This is a genomic window from Streptosporangium sp. DT93 (assembly GCF_049844535.1).
Taxonomy (GTDB): Bacteria; Actinomycetota; Actinomycetes; order Streptosporangiales; family Streptosporangiaceae; genus Streptosporangium.
Genome location: NZ_JBNCLF010000014.1, coordinates 137,052 through 155,735, shown reverse-complemented (window position 1 = coordinate 155,735; position 18,684 = coordinate 137,052). Strand labels below are relative to the sequence as shown.

At 75.4% G+C, this 18,684-nt stretch carries 15 protein-coding genes and 1 riboswitch; of the genes, 8 read left to right on the top strand and 7 right to left on the bottom strand.

Features of this window, described 5'->3' with window-relative positions:
• Window positions 1-301: 301 nt before the first annotated feature.
• Genes ACLQ2R_RS27280 through ACLQ2R_RS27270 form a run of 3 tightly spaced genes read left to right on the top strand, consistent with a single transcriptional unit; the run spans window position 302 to window position 4,016 of the window.
• Entirely contained in the window at window positions 302-811 is a 510-nt protein-coding gene (locus tag ACLQ2R_RS27280) for a PadR family transcriptional regulator (RefSeq protein WP_425963517.1), read from the top strand.
• Window positions 808-1,518: an ABC transporter ATP-binding protein gene (locus tag ACLQ2R_RS27275; protein ID WP_425963515.1), complete on the top strand. Its 711-nt coding sequence runs from the start codon at window positions 808-810 to the stop codon at window positions 1,516-1,518. The genes ACLQ2R_RS27280 and ACLQ2R_RS27275 overlap by 4 nt, the downstream gene beginning before the upstream one ends.
• The gene (locus ACLQ2R_RS27270) at window positions 1,515-4,016 is read left to right on the top strand and encodes an FtsX-like permease family protein (protein WP_425963513.1); all 2,502 of its coding nucleotides are present in this window, start codon (window positions 1,515-1,517) and stop codon (window positions 4,014-4,016) included. Before ACLQ2R_RS27275 ends, ACLQ2R_RS27270 begins: the two co-directional genes overlap by 4 nt.
• Window positions 4,017-4,073: 57 nt before the next feature.
• On the opposite strand, the gene ACLQ2R_RS27265 is transcribed toward ACLQ2R_RS27270, so the two are convergent.
• Both ACLQ2R_RS27265 and ACLQ2R_RS27260 read right to left on the bottom strand, forming a co-directional pair.
• Window positions 4,074-4,562: a low molecular weight protein-tyrosine-phosphatase gene (locus tag ACLQ2R_RS27265; protein ID WP_425963512.1), complete on the bottom strand. Its 489-nt coding sequence runs from the start codon at window positions 4,560-4,562 to the stop codon at window positions 4,074-4,076.
• A gap of 83 nt (window positions 4,563-4,645) precedes the next feature.
• Window positions 4,646-5,218 (bottom strand): TetR/AcrR family transcriptional regulator, encoded by a 573-nt coding sequence (locus ACLQ2R_RS27260; protein WP_425963511.1) that lies wholly within the window; start codon window positions 5,216-5,218, stop codon window positions 4,646-4,648.
• A 182-nt stretch (window positions 5,219-5,400) separates the two neighbouring features.
• Between ACLQ2R_RS27260 and ACLQ2R_RS27255 the strand changes: the two genes are divergently transcribed.
• The 3 genes from ACLQ2R_RS27255 to cobM are packed head-to-tail and all read left to right on the top strand — an operon-like array spanning window position 5,401 to window position 7,842.
• Window positions 5,401-5,829, top strand: coding sequence for a pyridoxamine 5'-phosphate oxidase family protein (locus tag ACLQ2R_RS27255; protein WP_425963510.1), 429 nt, complete (start codon window positions 5,401-5,403; stop codon window positions 5,827-5,829).
• Window positions 5,822-7,102, top strand: coding sequence for a precorrin-6y C5,15-methyltransferase (decarboxylating) subunit CbiE (gene cbiE / locus ACLQ2R_RS27250; RefSeq protein ID WP_425963508.1), 1,281 nt, complete (start codon window positions 5,822-5,824; stop codon window positions 7,100-7,102). The genes ACLQ2R_RS27255 and cbiE overlap by 8 nt, the downstream gene beginning before the upstream one ends.
• Entirely contained in the window at window positions 7,099-7,842 is a 744-nt protein-coding gene (cobM, locus tag ACLQ2R_RS27245) for a precorrin-4 C(11)-methyltransferase (protein ID WP_425963507.1), read from the top strand. Before cbiE ends, cobM begins: the two co-directional genes overlap by 4 nt.
• A gap of 68 nt (window positions 7,843-7,910) precedes the next feature.
• Here cobM and ACLQ2R_RS27240 read toward each other — a convergent pair whose 3' ends face one another.
• A complete protein-coding gene (locus tag ACLQ2R_RS27240) occupies window positions 7,911-9,014 on the bottom strand; it encodes a cobalt-precorrin-5B (C(1))-methyltransferase (protein WP_425963506.1) in 1,104 nt (367 codons plus the stop codon).
• Between the two features lie 41 nt (window positions 9,015-9,055).
• On the opposite strand from ACLQ2R_RS27240, the gene ACLQ2R_RS27235 reads away from it, so the two are divergent.
• The gene (locus tag ACLQ2R_RS27235; RefSeq protein ID WP_425963505.1) at window positions 9,056-9,826 is read left to right on the top strand and encodes a cobalt-precorrin-6A reductase; all 771 of its coding nucleotides are present in this window, start codon (window positions 9,056-9,058) and stop codon (window positions 9,824-9,826) included.
• Here ACLQ2R_RS27235 and ACLQ2R_RS27230 read toward each other — a convergent pair.
• The 3 genes from ACLQ2R_RS27230 to cobG all read right to left on the bottom strand — a co-directional run bounded on the left by ACLQ2R_RS27230 (window position 9,814) and on the right by cobG (window position 13,540).
• Window positions 9,814-11,466 (bottom strand): precorrin-2 C(20)-methyltransferase, encoded by a 1,653-nt coding sequence (locus ACLQ2R_RS27230; protein ID WP_425963644.1) that lies wholly within the window; start codon window positions 11,464-11,466, stop codon window positions 9,814-9,816. The genes ACLQ2R_RS27235 and ACLQ2R_RS27230 overlap by 13 nt on opposite strands.
• A 116-nt stretch (window positions 11,467-11,582) precedes the next feature.
• Window positions 11,583-12,209, bottom strand: a complete 627-nt coding sequence (locus tag ACLQ2R_RS27225; protein WP_425963504.1) for a precorrin-8X methylmutase — start codon at window positions 12,207-12,209, stop codon at window positions 11,583-11,585.
• A complete protein-coding gene (cobG, locus tag ACLQ2R_RS27220; protein ID WP_425963502.1) occupies window positions 12,206-13,540 on the bottom strand; it encodes a precorrin-3B synthase in 1,335 nt (444 codons plus the stop codon). Before cobG ends, ACLQ2R_RS27225 begins: the two co-directional genes overlap by 4 nt.
• A riboswitch (cobalamin riboswitch) is annotated at window positions 13,533-13,705 on the top strand. (Overlaps the previous gene by 8 nt.)
• 121 nt (window positions 13,706-13,826) lie before the next feature.
• On the opposite strand from cobG, the gene cobN reads away from it, so the two are divergent.
• Window positions 13,827-17,504: a cobaltochelatase subunit CobN gene (gene cobN / locus ACLQ2R_RS27215; RefSeq protein WP_425963500.1), complete on the top strand. Its 3,678-nt coding sequence runs from the start codon at window positions 13,827-13,829 to the stop codon at window positions 17,502-17,504.
• 91 nt (window positions 17,505-17,595) lie between these two features.
• On the opposite strand, the gene ACLQ2R_RS27210 is transcribed toward cobN, so the two are convergent.
• Complete coding sequence (locus tag ACLQ2R_RS27210; RefSeq protein WP_425963499.1) at window positions 17,596-18,537, bottom strand: siderophore-interacting protein; 942 nt, start codon at window positions 18,535-18,537, stop codon at window positions 17,596-17,598.
• Window positions 18,538-18,684: the final 147 nt, after the last annotated feature.

Below are 18,684 nucleotides of genomic sequence, written 5' to 3'. Positions count from 1 at the left end.
TTCACGGCCGCGATGTCCGGCCGCCGAACCTACGGCCCCTGGCCCATGCCCGGGGCCGTATCCATGCCCGGGCGGGACGTGGCGTCCGGCCGCCGAGCCCGCGTTCCCGGCCCTGAGCGCCGTGCCCGGACGTGACGACCCACCGGCGGGAGCCGGCCGTCCGGGCTGTGCCGGCACGCCTGTCCCGCATGCCCGGAGGACACCCGGGCGCGACGGCGGCCGATGAAGTGAAATGCCCGTCCCGTAGGGAAATGCGGGAATCCCTTGAGTGATGCATACTGAATATGCATACTTAGTATTTATGTCCATCAGGCACGCCCTGCTCGCCCTGCTCAGCCTGGGACCCCGGCACGGCTACCAGTTGCGGGTGGAGTTCGAGGCGTCGACGGGGGCGACCTGGCCGCTGAACGTCGGCCAGGTCTACACGACGCTGTCCCGCATGGAGCGTGACGGCCTGGTCACGCCGGGGGAGCCGGACGAGCAGGGCCGGATCGTCCACGCGATCACCGAGGCCGGCCGGGCGGAGATGGGGCGATGGTTCGACACCCCCGTCGTCCACTCCGACCGGCCTCGGGACGAGCTGGTCGTCAAGCTGGCCATGGCCGTCGCCGCCGGGGAGGTGGACGTCGCCGAGGTCGTCCGCAGGCAGCGGACCGCGACGATGCGCGCGCTCCAGCAGCTGACGAAGGCCAAACGGGCCGCCGGGGAGGGCGTGGCCCGGCGGCTCGTGCTCGATTCCATGATCTTTCAGGCCGAGGCCGAGCAGCGATGGCTGGATCACTGCGAGGCCGTTCTCAAGGAGGAGAGATGACCGTTGTACGGCTGGCCGACGTGGCCAGGGTCCATGGCGGGGGGGCTACGGCCGTACACGCTCTGAGGGGCGTGAGCCTCGAGGTCGGCGAGGGGGAGCTGGTCGCGGTCACGGGCCCGTCCGGTTCCGGCAAGTCGACCCTGCTCAACCTGGCGGGCGGGCTCGACCGGCCCACGTCGGGGACGGTGAGCGTCGGCGGGCAGGACCTGACCGCCGTGCGCGACCTGGCGGCACTGCGGCGCCGCGGCGTCGGCTACGTCTTCCAGGACCTGAACCTGATCACGTCGCTGACGGCGGCGGAGAACGTCATGCTGCCCCGCGAGCTGGACGGCGTGCGCTCACGCCTCGCCCGCGAGGAGGCCATGGCCGTGCTGGCGGAGATCGAGGCGGAGGACCTCGCCGACCGCTTCCCGGACGAGCTGTCCGGTGGCCAGCGCCAGCGGGTCGCGATCGCCCGCGCACTGGTCGGCGAGCGGCGCCTGCTGCTGGCCGACGAGCCGACCGGCGCGCTCGACACGCGTACCGGGGACGAGATCCTGCACGTCCTGCGGGCCCGCTGCGACGCGGGCGCGGCGGTGCTGCTCGTCACCCACGAGCCGCGCTACGCCGCCTGGGCCGACCGGGTGGTGTTCCTGCGCGACGGGGTGATCGCGGACTCGACCGACTCCACCGGCTCGACCGGCTCCACGCCGGTGGGCGCCCGATGAGCGCCGTCGTCGCCGCGCTGCGCATCGCGCGGCGGAACGCGTGGCGTTCCCGGGGCCGAAGCGCGCTCGTCATGGTGATGATCGGCCTGCCCGTCCTGGTGATCACGGCGATGCTCACCCTCACCGAGACCACGACCGTCACCGGGGCCGAGGGGATGGTGGCCCAGCTGGGCGCCGCCGACGCCGCCATCACACAGTTCCCGAAGGGCTCGATGCTCCGGCAGGACCCGAACGGGGCGGGCTGGAACAGCGACGGCGACGGGACGCCCGTGCCCAGGCTCGGAGACGCCGAGCTGGCGGCGCTGCTCGGGCCGGGCACCCGGTCGATCCCCTTCGACGCCGGCGTGCTCCGGCTGGGCCCCGAACGGGTCGAGGCGCTGGAGACCGACCTGCGCGACCCCCTCACCGCGGGGATGCTGACGCCGGCCGAGGGCAGGTTCCCCTCCTCCGCCCGCGAGGTCGTGGTGACGCCCGCGCTCGGCCTGAGGCCCGGCGAGCTCCTGCGCCTGCCCGGCGAGGCGCCGCTGACGGTGGTGGGCGTGGTCGAGCACCCGCACCGGCCCTCGCTCCGCAAGGTCGTGGGCTTGGATCTCCCGTTGAGCCCGCAGGAGGCGCACTCCCCGGGCGAGTACGGCACCGGGTGGCTCGTCGACACGGCGAAGCCGATCTCCTGGGCAGAGGTGCCCGCGCTGAACAGGGCCGACCTGTACGTCGTCTCCCGCGCCATGCTCACGGACCCGCTGAGCGCCCAGGCCCGGCGGGCCCCGGCCTTCGACGTCGAGCAGACGGCCGGGCTCGGCGCCATGGTGATCGTCACCGTGCTGGAGACCGTGCTGCTGGCCGGCCCGGCCTTCGCGGTCGGGCTCAGGAGACGGCGCCGGGAACTGGCCCAGATCGCGGCGCAGGGCGGCTCGGCCCGGCACCTGCGGGCGATCGTGCTCGCCGACGGGCTGATCCTCGGTGGTGCGGCCACCCTCGCGGCCACGGCGCTGGGCATCGGAGCCGGAGTGCTGGCCGCCCGGGTCGCGACGCGCTGGGGAGGGACGATCGGCCCGCCGGGGGTGCCGTGGGCGCCGGTTCTGGGCGTCGCCGCGCTGGGCCTGCTCGCCGGTCTGGTGGCGGCGCTGGTGCCCGCCGTGCAGGCGGCCCGGCAGGACACCGCGGCCGTGCTGGCCGGCCGCTCGCCCGCCGTGGCCGACCGGCCGGGACGGCCCCTGGCGGGGGTCGTGCTGGTGCTGGCCGGGCTGGGGGCGACCGTGGTGGCGAGGCGCCAGCCGGACCCGGTGTGGGTGTTCGTCTCGGCGGTCCCGGTCCTGCTCGGGCTGGTGGTGCTGACGCCGTGGCTGGTCGGCCGCACGGGACGGGCGGCCGCGCGGTTGTGGCTCCCGCTGCGGGTGTCCGTCCGCGACGCGGTCCGTCACCGATCCCGGACCGCGAGCGCGGTGGCGGCCGTCATGGCGGTCACGTCCACGGTCGTGGCGGTGGGCATCGGTTTCCAGAGCCAGTACACGGACCAGCGCAACGCCTACACCTCGGCGCGCCCGACCGGCACGCTGGCGATCTGGGGCGGAAGCATGCGCGACGCGACTTGGGACAGGGTCCGCGCCGAAGCGGCCCGCCTGCTGCCGGGCGTGCCGCTGGTCCCCGGCTACCAGGTCAGGGACGCCCAGGACCGCCACTACGCGTTGCGGTACTCGGTGCGATGGAACGGGGCGCGGACGCGCCGCACGGTGGCCGTCGGGGACCGGGCCCTGCTCGCGTTCCTGCAGGGGCGCCACGACCCGCGGGCGGCCGCGGCGCTGGCGAGCGGCAAGGCCGTGGTGTTCGACGCGGCCGCGCTGCGGAACGGCATGCTCACGCTGCGGGCGAGCTCCACGTCCGGTCCGCCGCGCAGGTTCGACGTGCCCGCGGTCGTGGCCGCGCCGGCCGACGAGCACCAGGGCGGCGCCCTGCTGCCGCGCGCCCTGGTCGAGCGGACCGGTTTCTCGACGGTGGAACGCCAGCTCTACGCCGCCCACCGGCCCCCGGGCGGCTCGTCGCTGTGGCGCGACCTCAACGCGGTGACCCCCCGCGTCACGGTCGCCGTCGAGGAGGGCGACCGCCACCTGCCCGCCCCGGGCCTGTGGGGCTGGCTCGCCGGCGCCCTCGTCCTCGTCGTCGGCGGCACGCTGGCCGCCACCCGCCTGGCGGCCGCCGACATGCGGCCCGAGCGGGCGACGATGGCGGCCATCGGCGCCCCGCGCGGGACGCTGCGGATGGTCGTGGCGGGCCAGGCGCTCTACATCTCCGGGCTCGGCGCGCTGGTGGGGCTGGTCGCGGGAACGGTGACGGGCGTGGCCCTGAGCCGGCCGCTGACGACCTCCGGCACCGGGGATCCCGCCACGCTCGCCGTACCGTGGCCGTTCGTGATCGCCGTGGTGGTGGGCCTGCCCGTTCTGGCGACCCTGGCGGCGCTCGTCACCCGGACCGGGCCGCTCCTGGCCCGCCGCCTTCCGTGACCCCTCGGCTTACTTTGTAAAGGCGAGCGCCTGGATCGAAACGATCATGAAGCGGGATCACACACCGGTGGATCGGGGAAGGGTGGCGGCCAGGTGCCCGGCCAGACCGGCGGAGGCGGCCTCGACCATCCGCAGCACCTCGGCGAACCCCTCGCGTTCGCCGTAGTACGGGTCGGGCACCTCGGCACCCGGCGGGGCGGCGGGGTCGAAGGAGCGGAACAGGCGCACGTCCGCGCCCGCCGGGGCGAGGCGGCGCAGCGCGTCCAGGTTGCGGGCGTCCATGGCCAGCACCAGGTCGATCCCTCCCCACCAGTCCGGCAGGAACTGCCGGGCGCGGTGCTGCGAGCCGTCGTAGCCGTGGTCGGCGAGCATCGCGGCGGCCCGCGCGTCCATCGGGCCGCCCTGGTGCCAGTCCCCGGTGCCCGCGCTGTCGACCGTGACGAGGTCGCCCAGGCCGTGACCGGCGAGGGTCGCGCGCAGCACGATCTCGGCCATGGGGGAGCGGCAGATGTTTCCCATGCACACCAGGCATACGTGATAGCTCATGCGTACAGGATGCCGCCTGGCGGGACGGCTCCGGCAGGTGTCCCGTCGGAGGATCGCGCCCCGCCCGGCTCCGCCACGTGGCGCTACGGGCGCGCGGGCCAGCTCTCCAGCAGGACGTGCAGGGCGTCCAGGGCCCGTTCCCACGAGGCCCGCACGTCGCGGGAGTGGCCGAACCCGCCGTTGGCCTCCAGGACGACGTAGCCGTGGAAGGTGCTGCGCAGCAGGCGGCCCGCGTCGGTCAGGTCCGGTTCCTCCAGCCGGTACGCGCGCAGCATCGCGTGGGTGAGCTCGATGTTGCGCGCGTAGGCGGCGGATCCGGCGACGACGGCCGGGTCGAGCCGGACCTGGGTGGCGGCGTAGCGGCCGGGGTGGGCCAGCGCGTACTCCCGGTAGGCGTCGGCGAACGCCGTCATGGCCTCCTTGCCGGCGCGGCCCGCGACCGCCGCGGCGATGTGGTCGGCGAGCTCGCCCGCGGCGAGGAGCGCGACGCGCTCGCGCAGGTCCTGGAGGTTGCGGACGTGCGAGTACAGGCTCGCGTCCTTGACCCCGAAGCTCCGCGCCAGCGCGGACACGGTGAGGTTCTCGAACCCGACGGCGTCGGCCATCTCCGCCGCCGCCCGCGTCACCCGCTCGGCCGTCAGCCCCGCACGCGCCATGCGCCGGCCTCGTCTTTCCTGGGGGAACGTGGGTTGTCGCTTGGTGGGCACAGGGATTCTAGCGTTCCGCGCCGTGTGACCGGCGGGTGAGCGGACGCGGGTGGCGTGCGGTTTCGTACGGGCGGGCGGGTGAGGCGCGCCGGGCCGGTGCGGTCCGCCGGTGCCGCGGGGGCAGGACTAGCATGTCGCCCGACGGAACGGCATGGGGAGGGGTGGGGTCGGTGAGGGATCTCGGGGAGGAGCTCCGCGCCTTCTGGCGGGAGCGTCACCTGTGCACGCTGAGCACCGTGCGCGCCGACGGCACCCCGCACGTGGTCCCGGTGGGGGTGACGCTGGACGCGGACGCGGGGATCGCCCGGGTGATCACGTCGGGCGGGTCGCACAAGGTCCGGCACGTGCTGGCGGCGGGCGAGGGGGGCGCGGCGGTCGCGGTCTGCCAGGTGGACGGGCGGCGCTGGTCGACGCTGGAGGGGCGGGCGGTGATCCGTACCGACCCGGAGTCGGTCGCCGACGCCGAGCGCCGCTACGCCGAGCGGTACCGGGTGCCGCGCGAGAACCCGGCCCGCGTGGTGGTGGAGATCCGTATCACCCGGGTGCTGGGCAATGTCTGACCCCTTCACCGGTTCCGCCGCCGGTCCCGCGACCGTTTCCGTGACCGGCCCGGTGACCGACCTGGTGACCGTGGTGGGGATCGGGGCGGACGGGTGGGCCGGTCTCTCCAGGGCGGCGCGGTGGGAGCTGCACGCCGCCGAGGTGCTGATGGGCGCCGCGCGGCAGCTCGCGCTCGTTCCCGAGCCCAGCGCCGAACGGGTGGTGTGGCCCTCACCGCTGCTCCCGGCGCTGCCGGGCCTGATCGACGCCCATCGGGGCCGCCGGGTGTGCGTGCTGGCCAGCGGCGACCCCATGTTCCACGGGATCGGCGCGACCCTGGTGCGACTGCTGGGCGCCGACCGGGTCCGGGTGCTGCCGCACCCCTCGTCGGTATCGCTGGCCTGCGCCCGGCTGGGCTGGGCGGCCGACCGGGTCGAGGTGGTCAGCCTCGTGACGCGCCCGCCCGAGGTGCTGCACCCGGCCCTGCACGACGGCCGCCGCCTCCTGGTCCTCAGCGCCGACGGCCGCACCCCGGCCGCGGTCGCCGCACTACTCGTCGCCCGCGGGTACGGGGCGAGCGCGATGACGGTCCTGGAGCGGCTCGGCGGCGCCGAGGAGCGGGCGGTCACCGGCACGGCCGCCGGGTGGTCCCCGGCGGCGTCCCACGACCTCAACGTGGTGGCCGTGGAGTGCCGCGCCGACGCCGGCACGGTGGCGCTGCCCCGGCTGCCGGGCCTGCCGGACGAGGCGTTCGAGCACGACGGCCAGCTCACCAAGCGGGAGGTGCGCGCGGTCACCCTCTCCCGGCTGGCCCCCGCCCCCGGCGAGCTGCTGTGGGACGTCGGGGCGGGGGCGGGCAGCATCGGCGTGGAGTGGATGCGCGCCCATCCGGACAACCGGGCCGTGGCGGTGGAGTCGCGTCCCGGCCGGGCGGCGGCGATCGCCCGTAACGCCGCCGCGCTGGGCGTTCCCGGCCTGGAGGTGGTGGTCGGTGCCGCTCCGGCGGCGCTGGCGGGCCTGGAGCGTCCCGACGCCGTCTTCGTCGGCGGCGGGGTGACCGTGCCGGGGGTGGTGGAGGCGTGCTGGGAGGCGTTGCGGCCGCGGGGCAGGCTGGTGGCCAACGCGGTCACCGTCGAGTCGGAGGCGGTCCTGGCCTCCTGGCACGGCGAGCTGGGGGGCGAGCTGGTACGGCTGGCGGTCAGCAGGGCGGCCCCGGTGGGAGGGTTCACCGGCTGGCGGCCGATGATGCCGGTCACCGTCTGGGTCGCGGTCAGGGGCGAGGGGGAGCGATGACGGTGCGTTTCATCGGTGCCGGGCCGGGTGCCGCCGACCTGGTGACCGTACGGGGACAGCGGGCGATCGAGGCCGCGCCGGTCTGCCTGTTCGCGGGGTCGCTCGTCCCCCGGGAGCTGCTGGAGTCCTGCCCGCCGGGCGCGCGGCTGGTCGACACGGCCAGGATGGCGCTGGGGGAGATCGTCGCGGAGATGGTCGCCGCGCACCGGGCCGGGCACGACGTGGCCCGGCTGCACTCGGGCGACCCGTCGGTGTTCAGCGCGATGGCCGAGCAGATGCGCCGGCTGGACGCCGAGGGGGTGCCGTACGAGGTGGTGCCCGGGGTGCCCGCGTTCGCGGCCGCCGCGGCGTCGCTGCGGCGCGAGCTGACCGTGCCGGGGGTGGGGCAGACGATCGTGCTGACCCGCACGTCGGTACGGGCCACCCCGATGCCCGAGGGCGAGGATCTCGGCACGCTGGGCCGGAGCCGGGCCACGATGGTGCTGCACCTGGCGGTGCAGCGGATCGGGGAGGTCGCGGCGGAACTCGTGCCCAACTACGGGGCCGACTGCCCGGTGGCGGTGGTCGCCAGGGCCAGCCGCGACGACGAGGTGATCCTGCGCGGGACCCTGGCCGACATCGCCGAGCAGGTGCGACGGGCCGGGATCCTGCGGACGGCGGTGATCGTGGTGGGCCGGGTGCTGACCGCCTCGGAGTTCCCCGACAGCCACCTGTACTCGGCCGCGCGCTGCCGTGACTGACCCGCGCGGTGCGGCGCCGGGCCCGCGTGGTGCGGCGACCGGCCTGCGCGACGCCGCGCCGGGCGGGATCAGCCGGCGCGGCCGACGACGGTGCCGGCGCGGTCGATGACCACCACGTCCACGATCACCGGCGCCTCGCGCAGTACCCCGGCGGCGGTGCGGCGGGCACCCTCGGCGACCAGGTCGCCCAGCGGAAGCCCCGCCTCCTGGCACAGGTGCAGCGCGTGCAGCGCCGTGTTGGCCTCCAGGACGCGACCGGCCAGGCCCTCGTCCCCGCCCGCGGAGCGGACGAGCCCGGCCAGCATCCCCGGATCGACCTGGGAGCGCCCGGAGTGAAGGTCGAGGTGGCCGTCGGCGAGCTTGGAGAGCTTGCCGATGCCCCCGGCGACGGTCAGCCGGGGGACGGGGTGCCTGCGCAGGTACTTCAGCACCGCCCCGGCGAAGTCGCCCATGTCCAGCAGCGCGTCGTCGGGAAGCCCGTACAGCTCGGCGGCGACCCTCTCGGAGGTGCTGCCGGTGCAGCCGGCGACGTGGGTGTGGCCCGCGGCCCTGGCCACGTCGATGCCGCGGCGGATGCTGTCGATCCAGGCCGAGCACGAGTAGGGCACCACGATGCCGGTCGTGCCGAGGATCGACAGGCCGCCCAGGATGCCCAGCCGCGGGTTCCAGGTCCTCTTCGCCAGCTCCTCGCCGCCCTCCACGGAGATCTCCACGAGCACGTCGCCGCTCCCGCCGTGCCGGGCCGCGACCTCGGCGACGTGCTCGCGCATCATCGTCCGGGGGACCGGGTTGATCGCGGGTTCGCCCACCGGCAGCGGCAGGCCGGGCTTGGTGACGGTGCCCACGCCGGGGCCGGCACTGAAGGCCACCCCGGAGCCCGGGGCGCCGTGCCGTACGGTCGAGGAGATCAGCGCGCCGTGCGTCACGTCGGGGTCGTCACCGGCGTCCTTGACCACCGCCGCCCTGGCAGCGGTCCCGGTCGCGGCCCCGGTGGCCACGGTGGCGCCGGTGAGCTCCTCGACGGCCAGGGCGAAGGCCGGGCGTCGCCCGCCGGGCAGGGTGATCCGCACCGGGTCGGGGAACTCACCGGTCAGCAGGGCGGTGTACGCGGCCGCGGTGGCCGCGGTCGCGCAGGCGCCGGTGGTCCAGCCGTGCCGCAGGGAAGTGCTCATGGTCCAAGCATCCGACGGTGCGAGCGGGGAGAGGTGGCGGGGTGCCGAACATCCTGATCCTGGGCGGTACGGACGAGGCCAGGAGGCTGGCCGCCGCGCTGGCCGGGCGCGAGGGCACGCACGTGGTGTCGTCGCTCGCGGGCCGGGTGCGCGATCCGAAGCTGCCGGTGGGGGAGGTGCACGAGGGCGGGTTCGGCGGTCCCGGCGGGCTCGCGGCCTGGCTGGCGGAGCGGGGGATCGACACGGTGGTGGACGCCACCCACCCGTTCGCGTCCCGGATGACCGCCTCGGCGGTCGAGGCGACGGGGCGGACCGGCCTGCCGCTGCTGATCCTGCGCCGTCCCGGCTGGCAGGCGGGCCCCGGGGACGACTGGCGCTGGGTGACGTCGCTGGAGGCCGCCGCCGGGCTGCTGCCGTCGCTGGGGGAGCGGGTGTTCCTGACGACCGGACGCAGGAGCCTGCCGGTCTTCGCGGGCCTCGACGACCACTGGTTCCTGGCCCGTTCGGTGGACCCGCCCGAGCCGCCGATGCCGCGCCGGACGGAGGTGCTGCTCAGCCGGGGGCCGTTCACCGTGGAGGGGGAGACGGCCCTGATGCGCGAGCATCGGGTGGAAGTGCTGGTGACCAAGGACAGCGGCGGCGAGATGACCACGGCGAAGCTGCGGGCCGCCCGCGAGCTCGGGCTGCCGGTCGTGATCGTACGCCGCCCGCCCCCGCCCGCGGGGGTGCCCGCGGTGGGGGACGTGCCGGCCGCGCTCGCCTGGCTGGAGGACGCGGCCGTCCCCGGCGGTGGCGGAGGTCATGCCGGGTAGCGGCGGGGGGTGAAGACCACCCGGCCGCCACCCCGCTCGGCGACCCGGGTGGTGGAGGAGCCCACCAGCAGCAGGCAGCGCATGTCGACCGCGGCCGGGTCCAGGTCGCCCAGGGTGGTGACGGTCACGCTCTCGGCGGCTCCGCCGACGTCGCGGCCGATCACCACGGGCGTCTGCGGGACGCGGTGCTCCAGCAGCAGGTCGCGGGCGGCGGCCACCTGCCAGGTGCGGCTGCGGGAGGCCGGGTTGTAGATCGCCAGGACGAGGTCGGCCCGCGCGGCGGCGCTGATCCTCCCCGCGACCACCTCCCACGGCTTGAGCAGGTCCGACAGCGACAGCACGCAGTAGTCGTGGCCCAGGGGAGCCCCGGCCCTGCTGGCCACCGCGTGCGCCGCGGTCAGGCCGGGCAGCACGCGGACCGGCACGCCGGCGAACCTCGGCTCGCACGCCACCTCCAGCACCGCGCTGGCCATCGCGAAGACCCCCGGGTCGCCCGAGGAGACCACCGCCACCCGGGACCCGGTGAGGGCCAGCTCCAGCGCGTGCGCGGCCCGCTCGGCCTCCACCCGGTTGTCGGTGGGGTGGCGGCGCTGGCGCGGGTTCGGCGGGACGCGGTCCAGGTAGGGGCCGTACCCGACGAGCTCGTCGACGGCGGCCAGCGCCTCCTGCGCCTCGGGGGTCAGCCAGGGCCGCCCGGCCGGGCCGAGCCCCACCACGACCACCTCGCCGCGCGACCGGTCCCCGCCCGTGGCGTGCCGGCCGACCGGCACACCGACCGGCGCCTCGACCGGCCCGCCGACCGGCACGGAGGCAGGCACGGAGGCAGGCACGGAGACCGTGACCGTGGTGCCGGGCGGAACGGAAGCCTGAGCGGTGGTGGCGGGGGAGCCGGTGGAAGCGGGGTGTGCCGCGTTGACCGGGCTGGGGATCAGGGCCAGCGAGAAGTACGGCACGCCGGCCGGATCGACCTCGGCGAGCGGTGCCATGCGCTGCTGCCCGGTGGTGGCGCGCTCGACGTACCACGCCTCGTCCAGACGCCCGGCCTCGGCGAGGGCGTCACGGACCTTGGTGAAGGTACGGCCGAGCTTCAGCACCGCCGCCGAGTCGGTGGCGGCGAGGCGTTCGGCGAGCACCTCGGCCGGGAGCGTTCCCGGCAGCACGGTCAGCACCTCGTCGCGCTCGACCAGCGGGCGTCCCAGCACGGCCGAGGCGCCGCTCACCGAGGTCACGCCCGGTACCACCTCGGTGACGTAGCGGTGCGACAGGCGCTTGTGCATGTGCATGTACGAGCCGTAGAAGAGCGGGTCGCCCTCGCACAGCACCACCACGTCGCGCCCGGCGTCCAGGTGGGCGGCGAGGCGCTCGGCGCAGTCGGCGTAGAAGTCGTCGATCGCCCCCTGGTAGCCGCCCGGGTGGTCGGTGGTCTCGGTGGTGAGCGGGTAGATGAGGGGTTCCTCGACCTGGCCCTCGCGCAGGTAGGGGACGGCCACCGAACGGGCGATGCTCCGGCCGTGGCGGGCGCTGTGGAAGGCGATCACGTCGGCCTCGCCGATCAGGCGGGCGGCCTTGACGGTCACCAGCTCGGGATCGCCCGGCCCCAGCCCCACGCCCCACAGCCGCCCGGTCGCGCGTACGGTCACGCCTGCGTGTGCGCCGGCGCTCACGGTGTGGCCCGCGCCGTCGCCAGCGGTGCCGCTCGTGGTGTCGTTCACGGTGTGGCCCGCGTTGTCGCCCATGGTGTCGCCCACGTCGTCGTTCACTCTTCCTCGCTCGCGATCGCGTTGACCGCGGCGGCGGTCATCGCGCTTCCACCCCGGCGCCCGTCCACGACCAGGTACTCCAGGTTCGACGGGTGCTCGGCGAGGGCCTGCTTGGACTCGGCGGCGCCGATGAAGCCGACCGGGACGCCCAGCACGGCGGCCGGACGCCCGGCTCCCTGTTCGACCATCTCCAGCAGCCGGAACAGCGCGGTGGGCGCGTTGCCGATCGCGACCACCGATCCCTGGAGCCGGTCGCGCCACAGCTCCAGGGCGGCGGCACTGCGGGTGGTGCCCAGTTCCTCGGCCAGGGCCGGGACCCGGGGGTCGCCGAGCGTGCAGATCACCTCGTTGCCGGCGGGCAGGCGGCGCCGGGTCACCCCGGAGGCGACCATCATGGCGTCGCAGAGCACCGGGGCGCCCGCGAGGAGCGCCTCGCGGGCCGCCGGCACCACCCCGGCCGACCAGCGCAGGTCGTTCACCAGGTCGACCATCCCGCAGGCGTGGATCATGCGGACCGCCACCCGGGCGACGTCCGGGGGCAGCGCGCCCAGGTCGGCCTCGGCGCGGATGGTGGCGAAGGAGCGGCGGTAGATCTCCGCGCCGTCGCGGACGTAGTCGATCACAGTTCCCCTCTGGCGGCCGTCACCGCGGCCGCGGTCTCCTCGATGCCGGAGCAGGTCAGGCCGGTGCCGTCAAGCTCCAGGTGGTAGCCGTGGCCGGTGGCGACCACGTCGGCGACCCGCCCCCTGGGACGGCCGCAGCGTCTGGCGCAGCCCGCCCAGTGCACGGGGAGCGTATCGGTGCCGTACGGGCGCCGGGAGGGCGGGGCCAGGGCGACGACGGCGGTCGCGTCGGCCCGCACGTCGGCCAGGGATTTGGCGCAGCCGGGACGGCCCGCGCAGGCCGTGACGCCGATCCACGGCGAGGCGGGGTCGACGACCAGACCGGCGGCCCGCAGCCGGCCGGCCGCGTCCGCGGCCTCGGCGGGGGCCAGGCGGGGCAGGACCGCGCCGCGCCAGGGGGTCAGGCGGATCTCCCCGCCGGAGGCGAGGCCGGCGAGCAGCCGCGCCTGGTCGGAGGTCAGCCGCCCCAGGGGCACGGCCACCCCGAGCGCGACGCGCGCGGAGTCTCCGACGAGTCCCACCGGTCCGAGCGCCACGGGTCGCGGTCGTACCGGCTCGAAGGGCGTCACCCGCGCGGTGAGGGCGGTCAGCACGCGATCGGCGACCAGGACGGGACCGTCGGGGAGCTCGGAGATCCGCCAGGCGGTGACGTCCCGGGCGGCCAGCTCGTCGAGGAACGCCTCGGCGGCGGCCAGCAGGGCGGTCACGGCCGTATCCGCCCCGACGCGCAGGCCGGTGTCGGTCCCGGCGAGAAGCAGCGCGACCCGGTCGGGAGCGACGAACACGACCGTGGCGTCCGCGCCCAGCCCGGCGACGTCACCGCGCCCGTCGTCGAGGGCGAACATGAACCGGCCGGGAAGGGCGGCGAGCGCGGGCCGGGCGCACAACCGCCGGTCCAGCTCGCCGATCAGCGGCGTGACGTCGGCGATCCCCCCGCCGCCGGGACCGTCCAGGCCGGTCAGCGGGGAGGCCAGGATGTTGCGGATCCGCTCGTGGGTGGTCGAGGGCAGCAGGCCCGCCCGCGCCATCCGCGCGGCGAATCCGTGCTCCTCGTCCGGGGCGAGACCCCGGACCTGCACGTTGGCCCGGGAGGTGAGTTCGAGGGCCCCGTCACCGTGGAGGCGGGCCGCCTCGGCGAGTTCCCGGAGCCGGTCGGGGGTCAGGCGGCCTCCGGGCACGCGGACACGGGCCAGGCCGCCGTCGGCGGCGGCATGGACCTGAAGTGCGCCGGGACACGCGTCAGGCCGGGATCGTCCATGAAAGTCGGCAATGTCCACGCACGGGATGCTAATACCAGTTTCTTGCGGAGAGCCGGACTGCCGTAGTGTCATCGGTGGCGATGGCGTTGGGAGGAAGCCGGTGAGAATCCGGCGCGGTCCCGCCACTGTGACCGGGGAGCGAACCTCAACCGGGCCACTGCCCGGCGACGGGCGGGAAGGCCGGGGCGAGCACCGATCCGGGAGCCAGGAGACTCCAGCCGTCGCGGCCGACGACGACCCGGGGCGAGGACCCCGAGGGAGGATGCTCCGTGCGCTTTTCGCCGTTCCCCCACCGCGGTGCGACACCGCTTTCGCCGTTCCCCCACCGCGGTGCGACACCGCCGATGGAGTGTGCCGCGTGATCCTGCTGCTCTCCACCTCCGACACCGACCTGCTGAGCGCCCGCGCGAGCGGCGCCGACTACCGTCTGGGAAACCCCGCCCGCCTGGGCGTCGACGACCTGCCACCGCTGCTGGAGGGCGCCGAGGTGGTCGTGGTACGCCTGCTCGGCGGGCGCCGCGCCTGGGAGGAGGGACTGGACGCCCTCCTCGCCGGGCCCCGGCCCGTCGTCGTGCTCGGCGGCGAGCAGGCACCGGACGCCGAGCTGATGGAACTGTCCACCGTGCCCGGCGGGGTCTGCGCCGAGACGCACGCCTACCTCGCGCACGGCGGCCCGGCCAACCTGACCGAGCTGCACCGGTTCCTGTCCGACACGCTGCTGCTCACCGGCCACGGCTTCGCCGCCCCCGCCCCCACCCCGACCTGGGGGACGCTGGAGCGCGAGGCGCGCGACCAGGACGGGCAGGACGGGCAGGACGGGCAGGACGGGCCGGTCGTCGGCGTGCTCTACTACCGCGCCCACCACGTGTCCGGCAACACCGCCTTCGTCGAGGCGCTCTGCCTGGCGATCGAGCGGGCCGGGGCGCGGGCGCTGCCGCTGTACTGCGCGTCCCTGCGCACGGCCGAGCCCGGCCTGGTGGAGGCGCTGCGCACGGTGGACGCCCTGGTGGTCACCGTCCTGGCAGCGGGCGGCACCCGGCCGGCGACCGCGTCGGCCGGCGGGGACGACGAGGCGTGGGACGTCGGCGCGCTGGCCGAGCTGGACGTGCCGATCCTGCAGGGACTGTGCCTGACGAGCAGCCGCGCCTCCTGGGAGGAGAACGACGACGGCCTGTCCCCGCTGGACGCCGCCACCCAGGTCGCCATCCCCGAGTTCGACGGGCGCATCATCACGGTGCCGTTCTCGTTCAAGGAGATCGACGAGGACGGGCTGACCGTCTACGTGGCCGACCCCGAGCGCGCCGCGCGCGTGGCGGGCATCGCGGTGCGCCACGCCGCGCTGCGGCACGTGCCGCCCGCCGAGCGGCGGCTGGTGCTGATGCTGTCGGCCTACCCCACCAAGCACGCCCGCATCGGCAACGCCGTCGGCCTGGACACCCCCGCCAGCCTGGTGCGCCTGCTGGCCGCACTGCGCGAGCGCGGCTACGACATCGGGGCCGAGGGCGAGCTGCCCGGCGTGACCGAGCAGGACGGCGACGCGCTCATCCACGCGCTGATCGCCGCGGGCGGGCAGGACCGGGACTGGCTCACCGAGGAGCAGCTCGCCGGCAACCCGGTGCGCATCGCGGCGACCCGCTACGCCGAGTGGTACGCCACGCTGCCCGCCGACCTGCGGGAGAGGATGGAACGGCACTGGGGGCCGCCCCCCGGGGAGTTGTTCGTCGACAGGTCGGGCGACCCGGAGGGCGAGATCGTGCTTGCCGCGCTGCGCGCCGGCAACGTGGTGGTGATGGTGCAGCCGCCACGCGGCTTCGGGGAGAACCCCATCGCCATCTACCACGACCCCGACCTGCCGCCCAGCCACCACTACCTGGCCGCCTACCGCTGGCTGGCCGACGGCTTCGGCGCCCACGCCGTGGTCCACGTGGGCAAGCACGGCAACCTGGAGTGGCTGCCCGGCAAGTCCGCGGGCCTGTCGGCATCCTGCGGGCCCGACGCCGCGCTCGGCGACCTGCCGCTCATCTACCCGTTCCTGGTCAACGACCCCGGCGAGGGCACCCAGGCCAAGCGCCGGGCGCACGCCACCCTCGTCGACCACCTGGTGCCGCCGATGGCCCGCGCCGACAGCTACGGCGACATGGCCCGCCTGGAGCAGCTCCTCGACGAGCACGCCTCCATCGCGGCGATGGACCCGGCCAAGCTGCCCGCGATCCGCGCCCAGATCTGGACGCTGATCCAGGCCGCGCGGCTTGACCACGACCTCGGCGTCGCCGACCGGCCGCACGACGCCGAGTTCGACGACTTCCTGCTGCACATCGACGGCTGGCTGTGCGAGGTCAAGGACGTCCAGATCCGTGACGGCCTGCACGTGCTGGGCGCCGCCCCCGAGGGTGCGCCGCGCGTGGACCTGGTGCTGGCCATGCTGCGCGCCCGGCAGATGTGGGCCGGCAGCCAGGCGCTCATCGGCCTGCGCGAGGCCCTGGGCCTGGCCGAGGACGGCAGCGCCGGGCGGATCGGCGTCGACGAGGCCGAGACCCTGGCCCGCGCCCTGGTCGAGGGCATGGAGGAGCGCGGCTGGGAGGCGTCCGCCGCCGCAGAGGTGACCGCCGCGGTCCTGCGCCCGGCGACGGACGCTCCCGGTACGGACCCCGGCGCGGACCCCGGCGCGGATCCCGGCGCGGATCCCGGTGTGGTGGAGGAGATCCTGCGGTTCGCCGCGCTGGAGGTCGTGCCGAGGCTGGCGCGTACCACCGACGAGATCGACGCGATCCTGCACGCCCTCGACGGCGGCTACGTGCCCGCAGGGCCGAGCGGATCGCCGCTGCGCGGGCTGATCAACGTGCTGCCCACCGGCCGTAACTTCTACTCGGTCGACCCCAAGGCCGTGCCGAGCAGGCTGGCCTGGGAGACCGGGCAGGCGATGGCCGACTCCCTGCTGGAGCGCTACCGCGCCGACACCGGCGACTGGCCGCGCTCGGTCGGGCTGTCGGTCTGGGGGACCAGCGCGATGCGCACCTCGGGGGACGACGTGGCCGAGGTGCTGTCGCTGCTGGGCGTGCGGCCGGTCTGGGACGAGGCCTCGCGCCGCGTCACCGGGCTGGAGCCGATCCCGGCCGCCGAGCTGGGCCGCCCCCGGGTGGACGTCACCGTCCGGATCAGCGGGTTCTTCCGCGACGCCTTCCCGCACGTGGTGGCCATGCTGGACGACGCGGTACGGCTGGCGGCCGGTCTGGAGGAGCCCGAGGAGCTCAACTACGTGCGCGCGCACGTGCTCGCCGACCAGGCCGCGCATGGCGACGAGCGCAGGGCCACCATGCGCATCTTCGGCTCGCGTCCCGGCGCCTACGGGGCCGGGCTGCTGCCGCTGATCGACAGCCGGAACTGGCGCGACGACGCCGACCTCGCCGAGGTGTACGCGGTCTGGGGCGGCTTCGCCTACGGCCGCGACGTCGACGGCGTACCGGCCAGAGAGGACATGGAGACGGCCTACCGCAGGATCGCGGTGGCGGCCAAGAACGTCGACACCCGCGAGCACGACATCGCCGACTCCGACGACTACTTCCAGTACCACGGCGGCATGATCGCCACGGTCCGGGCCCTCACCGGCAAGGCCCCGGCCGCCTACATCGGCGACAGCACCAGGCCAGAGGCCGTCCGCACCCGTACCCTGTCGGAGGAGACCTCCAGGATCTTCCGCGCCCGGGTGGTCAACCCGCGCTGGCTGGCCGCCATGCGCAGGCACGGCTACAAGGGCGCCTTCGAGCTCGCCGCGACCGTCGACTACCTGTTCGGCTACGACGCCACCACCGGCGTCGTCGCCGACTGGATGTACGACAAGCTGGCCGCGACCTACGTGCTGGACCCGGAGAACCGGGAGTTCATGGAGAAGTCCAACCCCTGGGCGCTGCACGGCATCGCCGAACGGCTGCTGGAGGCCGCGAACAGGGGCATGTGGGAGCACCCCGACCCGGCCGTCCTGCGCGACCTGCAGGAGGTCTACCTCAAGTCGGAGGGGGACCTGGAGGACGGCGTCTGATCGCCGGGCCGTTCCCCGCCGGCCGTCCCCGCCTGGGCGGCCGGCAGGGGCTGCTCGGCGCGGTGAACCGGACGGGGACGGGCAGGGGCCGTCAGTTGCTCTCGGAGCGTCCCAGCCGCCAGTAGCCCATGAAGGCCACCGACGAACGGTCGACGCCCAGCTCCTGGACCAGGTGCCGGCGCAGCAGCTTGACCACGCCCGCCTCGCCCGCCAGCCAGGCGTACAGGCCCTCGCCGGGCGGGGACTCGGGGACCTCCCAGAGGATGTCCGCGTCGACGTCGACGTCCTCCAGACGACCCGCCGAGGGAGCGCCCGGCGCCGGGTGCGCCGTGACGAGCGCCCGCAGGGTCTCGCGGACGGCGGGTACGAGCAGGTCGCCGTGACGGGCGCCGTCGCGCGGCAGCCAGACGACCCGCACGCCGGGCCGGACGTCGAGCGGGAGCCGGTCGGCGTCCTCGGGCACCTCGAGCAGCGCCGTGGCCGGCACCTCACCGGACAGCGACTCGACGATCGAGGCGATGGCGGGCACGGCCGTCTCGTCCCCGGCCAGCAGCAGGTGCGTCGCCCCGGCCGGCTGCGCCCACTCCCGGCCGCCGGTGGGACCGGGGAAGGCCGCGTTGGGGCCGACCACCGTGACCCGGTCGCCGGGGGCGGCGCGGGTCGCCCAGCGCGAGGCCGGGCCGCTGTCGCCGTGCAGGAAGAAGTCGACGTCCAGTTCCCGCAGGTGCGGCCGCACGGCGCGTGCGGTGTAGGTGCGGATCGGGTTGCGCAGCTCGTCGGGGAGCTCCCGCCAGCGCCGGTACCAGTCGGCGTCGTCGCCCAGAGGGGTCAGGCCGCCGTCGGCCAGCGGGAGGATGACCTTGATCCGCTGGTCGAAGCCGTGGTCGGCGAACCCCGCCAGGTCCTCACCGCCGAAGGTGATCCGCAGGAAACCCGGGCTGAGCCGCGTGGTGCGCACGACCCTCACGTCGTGGCAGCGGTAGGCCGGTACCTCCGCCGCGCGCTCCAGGGTCTGCTCGCCGCCCGATGTCATCGTGCCGCCTTCGCTGGGAGATACCGTCCACAGCAACTTAGCTTTGCCTAACCTTAATTATCAACTCACCTTCGGTGACGCCGCCATCGTCGCCGGCCTCACCATCGGCGTCACCATTGACCTTGTCACCCGCCGTCGCCGTCGCCG

Bases quoted from the DNA above. Each gene is read 5' to 3' on its own strand.
- ACLQ2R_RS27280 (WP_425963517.1), top strand. From the start codon at position 302: ATGTCCATCAGGCACGCCCTGCTCGCCCTGCTCAGCCTGGGACCCCGG.
- ACLQ2R_RS27275 (WP_425963515.1), top strand. From the start codon at position 808: ATGACCGTTGTACGGCTGGCCGACGTGGCCAGGGTCCATGGCGGGGGG.
- ACLQ2R_RS27270 (WP_425963513.1), top strand. From the start codon at position 1,515: ATGAGCGCCGTCGTCGCCGCGCTGCGCATCGCGCGGCGGAACGCGTGG.
- ACLQ2R_RS27265 (WP_425963512.1), bottom strand. From the start codon at position 4,562: ATGAGCTATCACGTATGCCTGGTGTGCATGGGAAACATCTGCCGCTCC.
- ACLQ2R_RS27260 (WP_425963511.1), bottom strand. From the start codon at position 5,218: ATGGCGCGTGCGGGGCTGACGGCCGAGCGGGTGACGCGGGCGGCGGCG.
- ACLQ2R_RS27255 (WP_425963510.1), top strand. From the start codon at position 5,401: ATGTCGCCCGACGGAACGGCATGGGGAGGGGTGGGGTCGGTGAGGGAT.
- cbiE (WP_425963508.1), top strand. From the start codon at position 5,822: ATGTCTGACCCCTTCACCGGTTCCGCCGCCGGTCCCGCGACCGTTTCC.
- cobM (WP_425963507.1), top strand. From the start codon at position 7,099: ATGACGGTGCGTTTCATCGGTGCCGGGCCGGGTGCCGCCGACCTGGTG.
- ACLQ2R_RS27240 (WP_425963506.1), bottom strand. From the start codon at position 9,014: ATGAGCACTTCCCTGCGGCACGGCTGGACCACCGGCGCCTGCGCGACC.
- cobG (WP_425963502.1), bottom strand. From the start codon at position 13,540: ATGACACTACGGCAGTCCGGCTCTCCGCAAGAAACTGGTATTAGCATC.
- ACLQ2R_RS27210 (WP_425963499.1), bottom strand. From the start codon at position 18,537: ATGACATCGGGCGGCGAGCAGACCCTGGAGCGCGCGGCGGAGGTACCG.